The organism is Pseudoxanthomonas sp., assembly GCF_035999195.1.
Taxonomy (GTDB): Bacteria; Pseudomonadota; Gammaproteobacteria; order Xanthomonadales; family Xanthomonadaceae; genus Pseudoxanthomonas_A.
The window spans coordinates 547,721-563,756 of record NZ_DASYGY010000004.1; the positions used below are offsets into that span (position 1 = coordinate 547,721).

13 protein-coding genes, 1 other RNA gene and 1 pseudogene are annotated in these 16,036 nt (G+C 69.8%); 11 read left to right on the top strand and 4 right to left on the bottom strand.

The window, feature by feature from the left end; all coding sequences use genetic code 11:
* Window positions 1-155: 155 nt before the first annotated feature.
* The 3 genes and pseudogenes from VGN58_RS03265 to VGN58_RS03275 all read right to left on the bottom strand — a co-directional run.
* A complete protein-coding gene (locus VGN58_RS03265) occupies window positions 156-1,541 on the bottom strand; it encodes an FAD-binding oxidoreductase (RefSeq protein ID WP_327481582.1) in 1,386 nt (461 codons plus the stop codon).
* 23 nt (window positions 1,542-1,564) lie between these two features.
* Window positions 1,565-1,954 carry a YraN family protein gene (locus tag VGN58_RS03270; protein WP_327481584.1) on the bottom strand — a complete coding sequence of 130 codons (390 nt, stop codon included), beginning with the start codon at window positions 1,952-1,954 and terminating at the stop codon, window positions 1,565-1,567.
* Window positions 1,944-3,209, bottom strand: a pseudogene (locus VGN58_RS03275) (penicillin-binding protein activator); the annotation flags it as partial. The gene VGN58_RS03270 and the pseudogene VGN58_RS03275, both read right to left, overlap by 11 nt.
* Window positions 3,210-3,424: 215 nt before the next feature.
* Between VGN58_RS03275 and rsmI the strand changes: the two are divergent.
* The 3 genes from rsmI (at window position 3,425) to rnpB (ending at window position 5,853) form a co-directional block, all read left to right on the top strand.
* Window positions 3,425-4,258 (top strand): 16S rRNA (cytidine(1402)-2'-O)-methyltransferase, encoded by an 834-nt coding sequence (gene rsmI / locus VGN58_RS03280; protein ID WP_327481586.1) that lies wholly within the window; start codon window positions 3,425-3,427, stop codon window positions 4,256-4,258.
* Between the two features lie 27 nt (window positions 4,259-4,285).
* On the top strand, window positions 4,286-5,458 hold the full coding sequence (gene chrA, locus VGN58_RS03285; protein WP_327481588.1) for a chromate efflux transporter: 1,173 nt from the start codon (window positions 4,286-4,288) through the stop codon (window positions 5,456-5,458).
* Between the two features lie 46 nt (window positions 5,459-5,504).
* An RNA gene (gene rnpB, locus VGN58_RS03290) (RNase P RNA component class A) lies at window positions 5,505-5,853 on the top strand.
* Window positions 5,854-6,057: 204 nt separating this feature from the next.
* Here the strand turns inward: rnpB and VGN58_RS03295 are convergent.
* Entirely contained in the window at window positions 6,058-6,828 is a 771-nt protein-coding gene (locus VGN58_RS03295; protein ID WP_327481590.1) for an NRDE family protein, read from the bottom strand.
* A 320-nt stretch (window positions 6,829-7,148) separates the two neighbouring features.
* Between VGN58_RS03295 and mraZ the strand changes: the two genes are divergently transcribed.
* The 8 genes from mraZ (at window position 7,149) to ftsW (ending at window position 16,020) form a co-directional block, all read left to right on the top strand.
* Window positions 7,149-7,595: a division/cell wall cluster transcriptional repressor MraZ gene (gene mraZ / locus VGN58_RS03300; protein ID WP_327482062.1), complete on the top strand. Its 447-nt coding sequence runs from the start codon at window positions 7,149-7,151 to the stop codon at window positions 7,593-7,595.
* A gap of 80 nt (window positions 7,596-7,675) precedes the next feature.
* Complete coding sequence (gene rsmH, locus VGN58_RS03305) at window positions 7,676-8,683, top strand: 16S rRNA (cytosine(1402)-N(4))-methyltransferase RsmH (RefSeq protein WP_327482064.1); 1,008 nt, start codon at window positions 7,676-7,678, stop codon at window positions 8,681-8,683.
* A complete protein-coding gene (gene ftsL / locus VGN58_RS03310) occupies window positions 8,680-8,943 on the top strand; it encodes a cell division protein FtsL (RefSeq protein ID WP_327481592.1) in 264 nt (87 codons plus the stop codon). The genes rsmH and ftsL overlap by 4 nt, the downstream gene beginning before the upstream one ends.
* Complete coding sequence (locus VGN58_RS03315; protein WP_414710731.1) at window positions 8,940-10,781, top strand: peptidoglycan D,D-transpeptidase FtsI family protein; 1,842 nt, start codon at window positions 8,940-8,942, stop codon at window positions 10,779-10,781. Before ftsL ends, VGN58_RS03315 begins: the two co-directional genes overlap by 4 nt.
* Complete coding sequence (locus VGN58_RS03320; protein WP_327481594.1) at window positions 10,778-12,262, top strand: UDP-N-acetylmuramoyl-L-alanyl-D-glutamate--2,6-diaminopimelate ligase; 1,485 nt, start codon at window positions 10,778-10,780, stop codon at window positions 12,260-12,262. The genes VGN58_RS03315 and VGN58_RS03320 overlap by 4 nt, the downstream gene beginning before the upstream one ends.
* On the top strand, window positions 12,259-13,638 hold the full coding sequence (locus VGN58_RS03325; protein ID WP_327481596.1) for a UDP-N-acetylmuramoyl-tripeptide--D-alanyl-D-alanine ligase: 1,380 nt from the start codon (window positions 12,259-12,261) through the stop codon (window positions 13,636-13,638). The genes VGN58_RS03320 and VGN58_RS03325 overlap by 4 nt, the downstream gene beginning before the upstream one ends.
* Window positions 13,628-14,713, top strand: coding sequence for a phospho-N-acetylmuramoyl-pentapeptide-transferase (gene mraY, locus VGN58_RS03330; RefSeq protein WP_327481598.1), 1,086 nt, complete (start codon window positions 13,628-13,630; stop codon window positions 14,711-14,713). The genes VGN58_RS03325 and mraY overlap by 11 nt, the downstream gene beginning before the upstream one ends.
* On the top strand, window positions 14,713-16,020 hold the full coding sequence (ftsW, locus tag VGN58_RS03335; protein WP_327481600.1) for a putative lipid II flippase FtsW: 1,308 nt from the start codon (window positions 14,713-14,715) through the stop codon (window positions 16,018-16,020). The genes mraY and ftsW overlap by 1 nt, the downstream gene beginning before the upstream one ends.
* The last annotated feature ends 16 nt before the right edge of the window (window positions 16,021-16,036 follow it).

Consider the following 16,036-nt stretch of genomic DNA (forward strand, 5'->3'; position numbering starts at 1 on the left):
TGTGGATGTGGGAGCGACGTAAGTCGCGATCGCTTCCCGGCAGCAATACCGCCTGCAACAACGAAAACGCGCCGCAGTACACGCGCAACGCGAATGACCGGATCTTCGCGCAGAGGTTGGGTTTCCGATCGCGACTTACGTCGCTCCCACAGTATTCATCCCGCGCGCGGCGGCAGCACCTTGCCGGGGTTGAGGATGCCGTCGGGATCCAGCGCGGCCTTCACCGCACGCATCGCGTCCAGCGTCGCCGCGTTGAACGCATCGGCCATGAAATCCCGCTTGCTCAGGCCGATGCCGTGTTCGCCCGACAGCGTGCCGCCCAGCGCCAGCACCGTCGCGAACACGGTCGGTAACGCAGCCTGCGCACGTGCGGTTTCGCCCGAATCGGCGTCGTCGTACATGAGGTTGACGTGCAGGTTGCCGTTGCCGGCATGACCGAAGACGACGATGGGCAGTGCGGCATCGCGTGACAACGCTTCCATCGCTGCCACCAGGTCCGGAATCCGCGAGACCGGCACCACCACGTCCTCGTTGATCTTGCCGGGCTTGATCGTGCGCAGCGCCGGAGACAAGGCGCGCCGTGCCGCCCACAGCCGGTCGCGCGCGGCGCCGTCCTGTGCGACATCCAGTGCCAGCATGCCGTCACCTTCCGCTGCGTCGGCCAGCGACTGCAACGCGTAGGGCAGCGTGTCCTCGTCGCCATCGGCTTCGACCAGCAGCATGGCGCCCGCCTCGGGAACGTCGCTGCCGTTGCGGCGGATCAGGGCGATAGCGCTGCGGTCCATGAACTCCAGCATCGCCGGCGTCGCCGGCCGCGCCATGATGCGCGACACCGCCGCCGCGGCCGTGGCGGCGTCCCGGTACAGCACGCGCAGGCCGGCTTGCGCGCGCGGGCGCGGTGCGAGTTTCAGCGTGGCTTCCACGATCAGCGCCAGCGTGCCTTCGCTGCCGACGATCAGGTGGGTGAGGTCGTAGCCGGTCGCGTCCTTGGTGTACGCACCGCCGCAGCGGATCAGGTCGCCGGCACCGGTCACCGCGACGATGCCGAGCACGTTGTCGCGCGCGGTGCCGTACTTCACCGCGCGCGGGCCACCCGCGTTGGTGGCGAGATTGCCGCCGACGCTGCAGGCATCCGCGCTCGACGGGTCCGGCGGCCAGAACAGGCCGTGCGGCATCAGCGCCTGCTGCATTTCGCCGTTAAGCACGCCCGGCTGCACCACCACACAGCGGTCGGCGGCCCGGATGTCGACGATACGATCCATCCGCCCGAACGCCACCACCACACCGCCCTGTATCGGTACCGCCGCACCGGTCGTACCGGTGCCGGCGCCGCGCGCGACGATCGGCACGCGGTGCTCGCGGCAGGCGCGCACCAGGGCGACGACATCCTCCTGTGTGCGCGGCAGCGCGACGGCCAACGGCATCGCCCATCGCCTCGAATCATCGCCGCCGAACGGCCGGCAGGCTTCGCCGCTCAGCCAGCCATCGCCGAGCCGGGTCGACATCGCTGCGTGCAGGGCGGGAGGAAGGCGTGCATCCATCGCGCCATTGTAGGTGTCGCCGGTCAGATCTCGTCGGCCCTGAAGGCATCGCGGATCCAGTCGAGACGCGGCGCTTCCGGATCGCCCTGCGCATCGATCACGTCGAACCGGCACGGCGCCTCGGCCAGTGCGGGATGGTCCTGCAGGAAACGCTGCGCCGCATGCACCAGGCGGCGGCGCTTGCCAGCGTCGATCGACGCCGTGCCGCCACCGAACGCCTGCGACTGCCGGTAGCGCACTTCGACGAACACCACCGCGGGCGTGCCCGGACGTGTCGCGTCGAGCATCACCAGGTCCAGTTCGCCGCCGCGGTAGTTCGCGTTGGCGGCGATGTCGGTCAGGCCCGCGCGCCGCAGCAGGTCGCGCGCGGCGACCTCGACGGCGTGCCCGCGTGCGCGCCGGTCAACCGCCATCCGCGATCGGGACGGCGCGTCCGCCGGCGAACGTCGACCACGAGGGCGTACGCACCACGTTGCCGAATCCGTCCAGCTGCAGGCGGCCGGTGGCGCCGCTCAGCTCGGCGTTGGCGCCGGTCGCCAGCCTTTCCAAGTAGGCGGTCAGCAGCCAGGCGTCGTAACCGAACGCGAACAGGCGGGCGGCCGGGCCGCGCGCGGTCGGCACGCGTTCGCCGGTGACGCTGGCGGCGGGCAGGGCGGGCACGCCGCGCGAGGTCCACGCCTCGGTCGGGAACGCGATGCCGTCCAGCGCCATGTCTTCTTCCGGCTTGCCGGTGCCCGACGTCAGCTGCGAGGTGCCCACGCGCGTCTTGCCGCCCAGGCCGGCCAGCGCCAGTTGCGGCGTCAGCGCGCGCGCGGTGCCGCCGCGCACGGCCAGGAACACCGCGTCGGCGCCTTCCTGCGCGGCGGTGGCGAGCGCGGCCGACAGGTCGCCCGGTGCGTCCTGCACGCGGATCACCCGCGTGACCTTGCCGCCGCGCTCGGCGAAGCGCGCCGCGAACGCCTGCGAAGCGCGGCGACCGTTGTCGTCGGTGCCTTCGATCACCAGCGCCGCGCGGCGCTCGCGCGCGAGCAGGTATTCGGCCGCCGCGATTCCGTCGTCCTCCGGCGCCAGCGAGAAGCCGGCGTTGCCGTCCGGTACGCCCACGGTGCCGCGGTTCAGTACCAGCAGCGGGGTGGCCAGCTCGGGTTGCTGGAACAGCGCGCTGACCTCGTCGCGCCCGAGCGGGCCGACGACGAAGTCGGCGCCTTCGGCCGTGGCCCGTGCGTAGGCGGCCGTGGCACCAGCGGCGGTGCCGGTGGTGTCGTAGAACTGCAGGTCGGGGCGGCGACGGCGTTCGCCGTAGTAGCCCGCCAGCAGGCCGTCGCGCACGGGGGCTGCCGCGGTGGCCAGGTTGCCGGACAGCGGCAGCAGCACGGCCAGCTTCATCGGCGGGCGATAGCCGTCGGCTTCCGCAGGCGGGCGGTTGCCGGCGTCGAACCGCCATTGCGCGCCGCGGTCGAACGGGCGCGGCAGCGGCAGGCCGCGGCGCTGCAGCGCACGGCCGGCAAAGTTGTACAGCGGGTCGCCGACCGGCAGGGCGGCGGCGTCGCGGGTGAGGGTGGCGTCGTCGAGCGTCGCCAGCAGGCGGTCGATCTCGCCCACGTTGTCGGCACGCGCCTGCCCGCTGAGGACGGCATCCTGGCGGGCGAGCGTGGCCGCCGTGGCGAAGGCGGGCGCGAAGCGTGTCGCCGGCGTGGCGGGACCTGCGCCCGGCGAGGTCGCGCAGCTGGTCAGGACGGCGACCAGCAGCAGCGCCATCCACGTCCGGACGGGACGGAGGCGGACAGAAAGCGGGCGTGCGACAGGCAGGTCCAGGGGCATCGTCGGTGTTCAGGCAGGGGAACCGGCTACGATTCTACCCCCAGCCACCGAGCCCCACCGGAATGCCTGCAGGAACCCTGTTCATCGTCGCCACGCCGATCGGCAACCTGGGCGACCTGACGCCGCGCGCGCTGGAGACCCTGCGGAGCGTGGCGGCGATCTGCGCGGAGGACACGCGCCGCAGCGGCCAGTTGCTGTCGCATTTCGGCGTGGCCACGCCGCTGCTGGCCCTGCATGAGCACAACGAGGACGCGCTGGCGCAGCGCGTGGTCGAGCGTCTGTCGGCCGGCGACTCCCTCGCCCTGGTCAGCGACGCCGGCACGCCGCTGGTCAGCGATCCCGGCTTCCGTCTGGTGCGCGCCGCCCGGGCCGCCGGCATCAAGGTCAGCCCGCTGCCGGGTGCCTGCGCGGCCATCGCCGCGCTGAGCGTGGCCGGGTTGCCCAGCGACCGCTTCACCTTCGAGGGCTTCATGCCGGCGAAGGCCTCGGCACGGCGCGAGCACCTGCAGCGCCTGGCCGGCGAGACGCGCACGCTGGTGTTCTACGAATCCTCGCACCGCATCGCCGAATCGCTGGCCGACATGCGCGCGGCTTTCGGCGACGAGCGCCCCGCGGTCCTGGCACGCGAGCTGACCAAGCTCTTCGAGACCGTGCTGGATGGCACCCTGGCCGACCTGCACGCGCGGGTCGAAGCGGACGACAACCAGCGCAAGGGCGAGTTCGTGGTGATGGTGCAGGGCGCGGGCGACGACCTGGATGCGCGCCTGGTCGAAGGTCGCCGCGTCTACGGGCTGCTCAGCCAGCACCTGCCGCCGTCGGCGGCGGCCAAGCTGGCGGCGGAGATCACCGGGGCGCCGCGCAAGGCGTTGTACGGGATGAAGGCCGATGCGGAATGACGGCCGGCGTCGTCCACGGCTGACGTGATGGAGGCCTGGCGCGTCTTCCTGGTGTTCCTGCGGCTGGGGCTGACCTCGTTCGGCGGTCCGATCGCGCACCTGGGGTACTTCCGCGACGCGTTCGTCGTCAGGCGCCAGTGGCTGGACGAAGCCGAGTACGCCGACATCGTCGCGCTGAGCCAGGTGCTGCCGGGACCGGCCAGCAGTCAGGTGGGCATGGTGCTGGGGCTGCGCCGTGCCGGTCTGCCGGGTGCGCTGGCCGCGTGGTGTGGCTTCACGCTTCCCTCCGCGCTGCTGATGGTGGCGCTGGGCGCCAGCCTGTCGCAGTGGCGCGCTGCGGTGCCGGAGGGACTGGTCCACGGATTCAAGCTGCTCGCGGTCGTCGTGGTGGCCCAGGCCGTGTGGGGCATGGCGCGGGCGTTCTGCCGCGACGCCATCACCTGGCTGCTGATGCTGGTGTGCGCGGTGGCCCTGCTGGTCTGGCCGGTGGCCGGCATGCAGATCGCGGTGATCGTGGCCGGTGCGCTGGTGGGGCTGGGACTGCGCGCGGGCGTAACCGCATCGACGTCGGCGAGGATGCCGGGCGTGCCGTCGCGGCGGGTGGGGGTGCTGGCGCTTTCGGTGTTCGCGCTCTTGCTGGCGGCGTCCTGGTCGGCGGGAACGGGGTCGCCTGCGGATGGGTTCGGCCTGTTCTACCGCGCCGGTGCGCTGGTGTTCGGCGGCGGCCACGTGGTGATGCCGCTGCTGCAGGCGGGCGTGGTGGCGCCCGGCTGGCTGTCGCAGGATGCTTTCATCGCCGGGTACGGCGCGGTGCAGGCGGTGCCGGGTCCGATGTTCACCTTCGCCGGTTACCTGGGCGCGGCGATGCAGGCCGGTCCCGGCGGATGGCTGGGCGGTGCGCTGGCGATCGTCGCGATCTTCCTGCCGGCAGGACTGCTGGTGGTGGGCGTGTTGCCGTTCTGGCAGCGGATCGTCGCCGTGCCGCGCATGCGCAGTGCGCTGGCGGGCATCAATGCCGCCGTGGTCGGTCTGCTGCTGGCGGCCCTGTGCGATCCGCTGTGGTCCAGCGCGGTCTCGGGCATCGCCGATGCGATGGTGGTGCTGGCGGGGTTCGTGGCGCTGGTAGGGGCGCGCCTGCCGGTGGGCTGGATGATCGTGGCGATGCCGCTCGCCGGCATGGCACTGCACGCAGTGGCGTGACGACGCGGCCGACGGGACGGGGAGGCTGTGCGACAATGCGCGCGGCGGAGCCGGCCAGACAGTCGCGTCATTGGAAACAATGCCGAGGAAAGTCCGGGCTCCACAGGGCACGGTGCCAGGTAACGCCTGGGCGGCGCGAGCCGACGGAAAGTGCAACAGAAAGATACCGCCAGCGGTCCTTCGGGATGCGGGTAAGGGTGAAATGGTGCGGTAAGAGCGCACCGCGAGTCCGGCAACGGACCGGCACGGCAAACCCCACCGGGAGCAAGACCAAATAGGGAGGCTATGCTGCGGCCCGCAGTGTCTCCGGGTAGGTTGCTTGAGCGTAACGGTGACGTTGCGCCTAGAGGAATGACTGTCCACGACAGAACCCGGCTTACCGGCCGGCTCCGCCGCTAGCTTTTCCTGCGCAAGCGCAGGAAAAGCTCCCAAAGTTTGCGCCGGCAAACTTTGGGCCCCGAGCCTTGCTGCCACACCCCCATCCGCACCTGCGGTGCGGATCGCCCCCTGACTCAGGGGGCTGGTGAAGCCACCCTTCTCTGTTTGCTGTTGTAGGAGCGACGTAAGTCGCGACCGCAATCTGTCAGGCGTTGTGGGGTCTACGCACCAGGCCCGACCCGCAACGTCGTCTCCCCCTCGAACACGCCCTCCGGCCCGAACCTCCGCTCGCTGATCCACCCATGCCCCGCATGGTCGATGGCGATCAGGGTGCTGGCGCGGGTGCCGTAGCGGTCGTTGCGGATGAAGGCGGGGGACAGCAGGCGTTCCCGCTCGAGGCCCACGCCGGTGTCGGGCAGGTGGTCGTCCGGCGCCGGAGTCTCGTCGGCGAGGGCGGCCCAGAGCGGGGCGACATCGTCGCTGCCCGTGGCGACCCAGGCCGCCAACCGTCGCTTCAACGCCATCGTCTTCGGCCACGGTTCGTCGAGGTCGCCGTTGGACAGGGCGTGCAGGCCGGGCGCCAGCGTGATGCGTCGTGGCGTGGGGTAGTTGCTGACGTACTCGCATGCCGAGGCGTCGGCCAGCACCAGGTTGAAGGGGGCGAAGGCTTCGGCGGCCGCCAGCAGGCCGCTGGCGCAGTGTTCGGCGCTGTCCGGCGATTGCAGGAACCCCGTCGCGAGCTGGCCGCGGGACGGAGCCCCGGGCACCCGGATGGCCGGGTCGCGCACGTTGGTCACCAGCGCCATCCGTCCGTGGGCATCCACCCCGGCCCAGGTGCCGCCGGACTGCAGGTCCTGTCCCGCCATCAGCGCGGGCGACGTCGTCCACCGGGCCAGCGGCGCGGTGGGGCGGGCATGGAATTCGTCCCGGTTGCCCGCCAGCACCAGGCGCCAGCGCGGGTGGACCTTCCAGGCGAGGGCGACGAGGCACATGGGCCGATTCTGCGGCGGGAGTTTGCGCAGTTCCAGCCTGCGCCAGACGCGGACAGTGGCGGTCATGTGAAACGACGGTCACCTCACTGAATCATCCCTCAATCTCAAAATTTGAGACGAAACAGCAACTTGTGGATAAGGCTTGAACAAGTCTCTGAAGTTTGCTGCAAGCCATTGATCCGCCAAGCGATTTCCGCTCCGCATTCCTGTTGACAACCCTGTGCGCGGTGCTAAGGTGGGCAACAGAGGGAAAACCGGGTTTTCAGTGGTTTTTCGTGGTTCAATTGATCGCTCATTCGCGCGTCGGGAAGGCAAGGCCTGTGTTTCAGGGTGAGACCGCCATCACAGTGGACGACAAGGGACGGCTCGCGGTGCCCACCGCGTACCGTGACCTCGTCGCGCGCGAGTGCGGCAACCGCCTGGTGATCACCTACAACCCGTTCGAGGCCGGCAGCCTGTACCTGTACCCCGAAAAGGTCTGGCAGCGCGTCCGCGACGAGGTCAGCAAGCTCCCCAGCACCCATAAGGCGCACCGCAGCCTGCAGTTGAAGCTGATCGGTGCCGCGTCGCCGGTCGAACTGGACGGCAACGGCCGCATCAGCGTGCCGGCCAGCCATCGCAGTGCGGTGGGCATCGAGAAGAAGGCCGTGCTGCTGGGCATGGGCGAGAAGTTTGAACTCTGGAGCGAACAGGCGCATCACGCGCAGATCCGTCAGACCCTCACTGACGACGATCTGAGCGCACACATGCTCGAGCTGCGCTTGTGACCCGGGGTGACGGCGAGCGGCAGTCCGCGCCGGCCGGTCACCTTCCAGCGCTGCACGTGCCGGTGTTGTACACGCAGGTCATGGAAGGGCTGCAGGTGAAAGAGGACGGTACCTATCTGGACGGCACGTTCGGGCGCGGAGGCCATGCGCGCGGCGTGCTGCAACGACTCGGCCCCGGAGGCCGGCTGCTGGTGATGGACAAGGATCCCGACGCGATCGCGCATGCCGAACGGACGTTCGCCGGCGATGCGCGCGTGTCGATCTTCCGCGGCAGCTTCGCCTCGCTCGCGCAGTGGGACGACACCGCCGCCGGCCTAGACGGCGTGCTGCTGGACCTGGGCGTGTCGTCGCCGCAGCTGGACGTGGCCGAGCGCGGTTTCAGCTTCGGCAAGGATGGTCCGCTGGACATGCGCATGGACCCGCAGTCCGGCGAGAGCGCGGCCGACTGGATCGCCCGTGCCGACGAGCGCGAGATCGCCGACGTGCTGTGGACCTATGGCGAGGAGAAGCAGAGCCGCCGCATCGCGCGCGCCATCGTCGCCCGTCGCGCGACCCAGCCGTTCACCCGTACCGCCGATCTGGCGGCCGCGATCGCGTCGGTGATGCCGCGCGGCGAGAAGATCCATCCGGCCACCCGCAGCTTCCAGGCGATCCGCATCCACATCAACCGCGAGCTGTCGGACCTGGAAGTCGGTCTGGACGCCGCGCTGGCGCGGCTCAAGGTCGGGGGCCGACTGGCGGTGATCAGCTTCCATTCGCTGGAAGACCGCATCGTCAAGCAGTTCATCAACAAGCACGCCAAGGCACCGCCGGCCAATCGCCGGTTCCCGGTGGCGGTGGACTTCGTTCCCACGCTGCGCGCCATCGGCAGCGGACAGAAGGGCGAGGCAGACGAGGTGTCCGCCAACCCGCGCGCCCGCAGCGCCGTGCTGCGGGTTGCCGAGAAGCTGGGAATCGGGAGTGGGGAGTCGGAATTCGCAACCGCGGGCAGCGGCATGGGTGCCGATTCCAGCCCTGCCGCGGCTTCCGCTTCCCGAATCCCCAATCCCGACTCCCCACTCCCGGCCTCCACAAGAGGCACCGCATGAGCCGCTTCCTGATCATCGTGCTGGTGCTGGCCAACATCGCGTCGGCGATCGGCGTGGTCTACGCGCGCCACCGCCATCGCGTGCTGTTTGACGAAGTGACCCGGCTCGAGCGCGACCGCGATGAGCTGAACGTCGAGTTCGGCCGGCTGCAGCTGGAGCAGGCCACGGTCGCCGAAGCCACGCGCATCGACCAGGTCGCCCGCGTGCGCCTGGGCATGAAGTTCCCGGAAGCGACCGACGTGGTGGTGATCCGCCCATGACCGCCGCGCCCGCCAAGAACCGCAACCGCGCGCGCTTCAACCTGCGCGGCCGCCTCGCGCTGGTGCTCGGCGCGATGGGCTTGTGCTCGGTCAGCCTGGTCGGCCGCGCGGCCTACGTGCAGCTGATCAACCACGATTTCTACCAGCGCCAGGGCGATGCGCGCTTCCTGCGCGAAATCCCCATTCCCACCTCGCGCGGCATGATCACCGACCGCAACGGCGAGCCGGTGGCGGTGTCCTCGCCGGTGGAATCGGTGTGGGGCAACCCGCAGGAACTGCTGAAGGCGCCCGACCGCCTGCCCGAGCTGGCGCAGGCGCTGGGCGTGCCGCTCGACCACCTGACCAACCGCCTTTCGCAAAAGGCCGACAAGGAATTCCTGTACCTCAAGCGCCGGATCAATCCGGACGAGGCGCAGAAGATCCTGGCGCACAAGATTCCCGGCGTGTTCTCGCAGCGCGAGTTCCGTCGTTTCTATCCGCAAGGGCCGGCGATGGCCCATGTGCTGGGCTTCACCAACATCGACGACCGCGGCCAGGAAGGGCTGGAGCTGGCCTTCGATGAGTGGCTGAGCGGGACGCCGGGCGCGCAGAAAGTGATCCGCGACAACCGCGGCCGCATCGTCGAGAACGTCGACCTGATCCGTTCCGCGCAGCCGGGCAAGGACCTGACGCTCAGCATCGACCGGCGTATCCAGTACCTTGCACACCGCGAGCTGCGCAATGCGCTGCTCGAGCACCAGGCCAGCAGCGGTTCCATCGTCATCATGGACGTGGCCACCGGCGAAGTGCTGGCGATGGTCAACCTGCCGACCTACAACCCCAATGCGATCGACCGGGTGAAGCCGGATGCGCGCCGCAACCGTGCGCTGACCGACATGATCGAACCGGGTTCGACGATGAAGCCGCTGACCGTGTCCACCGCGCTGAAGGCCGGCGTGGTGACGCCGGGCACGCTGGTCAACACCAATCCCGGCTACATGGCGTTGAACAGCCGCTACACCATCCGCGATGTGCCGCGGAACAACGGCGTGCTGACCGTGACCGGCGTGATCACCAAGAGCTCCAACATCGGTTCGATCAAGATCGCGGAAAAGCTGGACAACCGCTACTTCTACGACAGCATCCACAGCTTCGGCTATGGCCAGAAGCCGGGCAGCGGGTTCCCGGGCGAATCGGCCGGCATGCTGGCGCCGCCGGACCGCTGGAACGGCCTGCAGAAGGCGACCATATCCTACGGCTACGGTCTGGCGGTGACGCCGTTGCAGATTGCGCGTGCGTACGCGGCGCTGGGCAACGGCGGCAAGCTGGTGACGCCGACGTTCGTGAAGGGCCAGCGCGGCGAAGCGCCGCAGGTGCTGGACCCGGCGATCGCGCGCGAAGTGGTCGGCATGATGGAAACGGTGGTCACCCAGGGCGGTGCCAAGCGTGCGGGCGTGCTCGGTTACCGCGTCGCGGGCAAGACCGGCACGGCGCGCATCGCGTCGGGCGGCGGCTATGCGAAGGGGCGCTATGCCTCGTTCTTCGCCGGCCTGGTGCCGGCCAGCAATCCGCGCTTCGCCGCGGTGGTGGTGATCAACGATTCGCAGGAAGGCGGCTACTACGGCGGCCTGGTCGCCGCGCCCGTCTTCCATGACGTCATGGACGGAACGCTGCGCCTGATGGACGTGCCGCCGGACGACATCGAGGCCTGGCTCGCCGCGCAGGCCAAGCATGCGGGCCGGTCGACCGGCGCCGCGCCGGTGCCGGCGCCGGTCGCCGACGATGCGGTCGACACGACCGACCCGTCCGCGTTCGACGCCCCGCATGCCGCGCTGCCGGCCACGGAGGCGACGCGATGAGGCGGATGATGGCGCTGGCCGAACTGCTGCCCGACGTGGACGTGCCGCGCGACATCGTCGTGCGCGGATTGACGCTGGACAGCCGCAGCGTGCAGCCGGGCGACGCCTTCGTGGCCATCGCGGGATTCGGCGCGCACGGCCTGAACTTCGCTGCACAGGCAAAGGAGAACGGCGCCAGCGCGATCCTGTTCGAAGCGCCGGTGCCGGACGGGCTGGAGGCGCCGCGTGATGCGATCGCCGTGCCCGGCCTGCGCGCACGCATGGGTGCGATGGCGGACCGCTTCCATGCCGCGCCGTCGCACGACATGAAGATGGTCGGCGTCACCGGCACCAACGGCAAGACGTCGACGGTGCAGTTGCTGGCGCAGGCCTGGCACCTGCGCGGTGTGCGATGCGCGACCGTCGGTACGCTCGGCGCGGGCATGTACGGCGAAGTGGCGCCCACCGGCTTCACCACCCCGCTGGTGCTGCAGATACATGCGCTGCTGGCGCAGTTCCGCGACGCCGGCGCCAAGGCTGTCGCCATGGAAGTCAGTTCGCACGCGCTCGACCAGGGCCGCGTGGACGCGGTGCATTTCGACGTCGGTGTGTTCACCAACCTCACCCGCGACCACCTGGACTATCACGGCGACATGGAGCGCTACGGCGCCGCCAAGTCGCTGCTGTTCGTGCGCGACGGTCTGAAAGCTGGCGTCGTGAACCTCGACGACGCCTACGGGCGCGATCTGTTCGGCCGCCTGCCGCACGGCCTGCAGCGGATCGGCGTGAGCTCGCGCGGGCAGGGCGATGCGGTCGTGCGCGCGGACGCGCTGCGGCTGGACGGCAGCGGCATCGGCTTCGACCTGGTCATCGGCGACGAAACGCAGCCGGTGCAGTCGCGCCTGCTGGGCCGTTTCAACGTGGACAACCTGCTGGCGGTGGCCGGTGTGCTGCATGCGCTGGGCGATACGACGGCCGAGATCGGGCGCACACTGTCGCGGCTGTCGCCGATCCATGGCCGCATGAACCGGCTCGGTGGCGACAGCGATGCGGCAGGGAACCGTCGTCCGCTGGTCGTCATCGACTACGCGCATACGCCGGACGCGCTGGAGCAGGCGCTGTCCAGTCTGCGCGACCACGTGCAGGGCCGCCTGTTATGCGTATTCGGCTGCGGCGGCGATCGCGATGCCGGCAAGCGCCCGCAGATGGCCGCCATCGCCGAGCGCCTGGCGGACGTGGTGCTGGTCACCGACGACAATCCGCGTACCGAAGACGGCGATCGCATCGTCGCCGACATCATGGCCGGTTTCGCGAAACCGGACGTGGTGCTCGTGCAGCGCGACCGCGCGCAGGCGATCGCGCAGGCGGTGGCGCAGGCCGGGCCCGACGACATCGTGCTGGTGGCGGGCAAGGGTCATGAGCCCTACCAAGACGTCAACGGCGTGAAGCATCCGTTCGACGACACCGCCGTCGCCCGCCAGGCGCTGGAGGACCGTCGATGAAACGGCTTCCCCTTTCCCTGCTGGCGCACTGGGCGGGCGGCGAACTGCTGGGCGACGACCTGGTGATCGGGTCGCTGACCCACGACACCCGCGCCCTGGTGCCGGGCAGCCTGTACGTGGCGCTGCGCGGCGAACGGTTCGACGGCCACGACTTCGCCTACGACGCCTCCATGCGCGGCGCCGCCGCGGTGCTCGTCGACCATGAGGTGAAGGTCGACGTGCCGCAGGTGGTGGTGCCGGATACGCTGCTGGCGCTGGCGCGCATCGCCGCCGGCCTGCAGCGCGACCGCGTGGAAAAAACGGTGGCCATCACCGGCAGCAACGGCAAGACCTCGGTGAAGACACTGGTCGTGTCCATCCTGCAGCGCGCCGGCGTCACCTACTTCAATCCCGGCAACCGCAACAACGAGATCGGCCTGCCGATGGCCATCATCGACGGGCCGGACGACGCCGACTTCTCGGTCTACGAGATGGGCGCCGGCAAGCCGGGCGACATCGCCTACCTGACCGACATCGTCACGCCGGAAGTGGCGCTGGTGAACAACATCGGCGCCGCGCACCTGGAGCGCATGGGCTCGCTGATGGGCGTGGCCGAGACCAAGGGCGCCATCTACGACGCGCTGCCGGCCGACGGCACGGCGGTGATCAACGCCGACGACGCCTTCGCCGAATACTTCGCCAGCCGCGTGCCCGACCGCCGCATCCTGCGCTTCGGCCTGGAGGCCACCGCCGACCTGACCGCGCGCGACATCCGCGCGACCGCGGACGGTTCGGACTTCGTGCTGGTGGCGCCGCATGGCGAGATCGCGGTCGAACTGCACCTGCCGGGCCGCCACAACGTACTCAATGCACTTGCGGCCGCCGGCATTGCGATGGCCTGCGGCGTATCGCTGCCGATCATCGCCGAGGGTCTGTCGGCCGCGCAGCCGGTCGCCGGCCGCCAGGTCGCGCACACGCTGCCGAACGGCGCAGTGGTGATCGACGACAGCTACAACGCCAATCCCGGCTCGCTGGTCGCCGCCATCGATACGCTGGCGGCGGCGAGCGCGCAGGCCGGTGGCGAGGGCTGGCTGGTGCTCGGCGACATGCGCGAGCTGGGTGCCGACGAAGTCACGCTGCACGCCGAGATGGGTACACGCGCAAGAACGGCCGGCATCCGTCGCCTCTACACGCTGGGTCCGCTCAGCGCCGCCGCCGCCGCCGCCTTCGGCGATGGCGCGTATCCGTTCCAAGACCACGCCTCGCTGGCCGACGCCCTGCGCGCCGAGCTGCGGGCCGGCGTGCGCTGTCTGGTCAAGGGCTCGCGCGGCAGCGCGATGGACCGGATCGTCGCCGCCCTGCTGTCCAACGGGGAGGAAACCTCGCATGCTGCTTGAACTGGCTCGCTGGCTGCAGAGCCTGGAAAACTTCTTCGGCCTGTTCGGCTACCTGACGTTCCGCGGCATCCTGGCCGCGCTGACGTCGCTGGCGCTGTCGCTGTGGCTGGGTCCGGCGGTGATCCGCAAGCTCGGCCAGCTCAAGGGCGGCCAGCCGATCCGCAAGGACGGCCCGCAGTCGCACTTCTCCAAGGCCGGCACGCCGACGATGGGCGGCGCGCTGATCCTGATGACGGTGCTGCTGTCGGTGCTGCTGTGGGGCGACCTGCGCAACAAGTACGTGTGGGTAGTGCTGCTGGTGATGCTGGCATTCGGCGCCATCGGCTGGTACGACGACTGGATCAAGATCGTCAAGCGCGATCCCAACGGCCTGAAATCGCGCTGGAAGTACCTGCTGCAGTCGATCTTCGGCCTGGCCGCCGGCCTGTACCTGTACCTGTACGCCGACGTGCCGGCGGCGACCACCTTCTACGTGCCGTTCTTCAAGTCGATCGCACTGCCGCTGGCGGGCATCGGCTTCGTCGCCATCGCGTACTTCTGGATCGTCGGCTTCTCCAACGCGGTCAACCTGACCGATGGCCTGGACGGCCTGGCGATCATGCCGACGGTGCTGGTCGCGTGCGCGCTGGGCGTGTTCGCCTACGCCTCGGGCAACGCGGTGTTCTCCAGCTACCTGCAGATCCCGCCGGTGCCGGGGGCGGGCGAGTTGACCATCATCTGTGCGGCCATCGCCGGCGCGGGTCTCGGGTTCCTGTGGTTCAACACGTATCCGGCGATGGTGTTCATGGGCGACATCGGCGCGCTGGCGCTGGGCGCCGTGCTGGGCACCATCGCGGTGATCGTGCGCCAGGAACTGGTGCTGGTGATCATGGGCGGCATCTTCGTCATCGAGACGCTGTCGGTGATGATCCAGGTGGCGTCGTTCAAGCTGACCGGCAAGCGCGTGTTCCGCATGGCGCCGATCCACCACCACTTCGAACTGAAGGGCTGGCCGGAGCCGCGGGTGATCGTGCGCTTCTGGATCATCTCCGTCGTGCTGGTCCTGGTCGGCCTGGCCACGTTGAAGGTGCGCTGATGAACGATACGCCGCGCCAGGCCACGCGACTGGACGCCATCGGGGGCCGTTTCGACCCCTGGTTGCTCGGCGCCATGCTGGCGCTGGCGTCGCTGGGCGTGGTGATGGTGGCGTCGGCGTCGATCTACCAGCACGGCAACCCGTTCTATTACCTCATCCGCCACGGCATGTTCCTGGTCGTGGGTGCGGGCCTGGCGTGGTGGGTGACGCGCACCGAACTGAAGAGCATCGAGGCGCGCAATCACCTGCTGCTGCTCGGCTGCGTGGTGCTGCTGCTGATGGTGTTCGTGCCGGGGCTGGGCGTGAGCGTCAAGGGCGCGCACCGCTGGATCAACCTGGGCGTGTCGAACTTCCAGGTGGTCGAGGTGGTGAAGGTGTTCTTCATCGTCTGGCTCGCCAGCTACCTGGTGCGCTTCCGCGACGAGGTCAATGCGACCTGGGCCGCGATGCTGAAGCCGCTGGGCGTGGTGGTGGTGCTGGTGGTGCTGCTGCTGCTGCAGCCCGACTTCGGTTCGTCCTCGCTGCTGCTGGCGATCACCGCCGGCATGCTGGTGCTGGGTGGCGTGAACATGCCGCGCATGTTCGGCCCGGTGCTGGTGGGCCTGCCGGTACTGGCGATCGTCGCCATCGCCGAGCCGTATCGCATGCGCCGGCTGACCTCGTTCTCCGATCCGTGGGCCGATCCGTTCGGCAGCGGCTACCAGCTGACCAACGCGCTGATGGCGATCGGCCGCGGCGAGTGGAGCGGCATCGGCCTCGGCGGCTCGGTGCTGAAACTCAACTATCTGCCGGAAGTGCATACCGACTTCATCTTCTCGGTGATCGGCGAGGAGCTCGGCTTCGTCGGCATCTGCCTGGTGGTGGCGCTGTACGCGCTGCTGGTCGGCCGCGCCTTCGTGATCGGCCTACGCTGCGTGGAGATGCGCCGCCACTTCGCCGGCTACGTCGCGTTCGGCGTGGCGCTGTGGATCGGCATGCAGAGCTTCGTGTCGATGGGCGTGAACCTGGGCCTGCTGCCGACCAAGGGCCTGACCCTGCCGCTGATCTCGTCGGGCGGCTCGAGCATCCTGATGACCTGCGTGGCGATGGGCCTGCTGCTGCGCGTGTCGTACGAACTGGAGCGCACCCAGCGCCAGGTCGCATTGCGCGGCGAAACGGTGCAGGGCGGCGAGACGCCGCGTGCGCCGGCCGAGCCGCGCCCGGTCTCCCCCGCGCCCCAGACGCCCGCCATGCCGCTCTCGCAGACCCTGCGCGGCACCAGCCGTCTGCAGCCGCGCATCGAACCGACGTTCGAGAGGCTCGCGTGAACGCCGGCACCGCTCC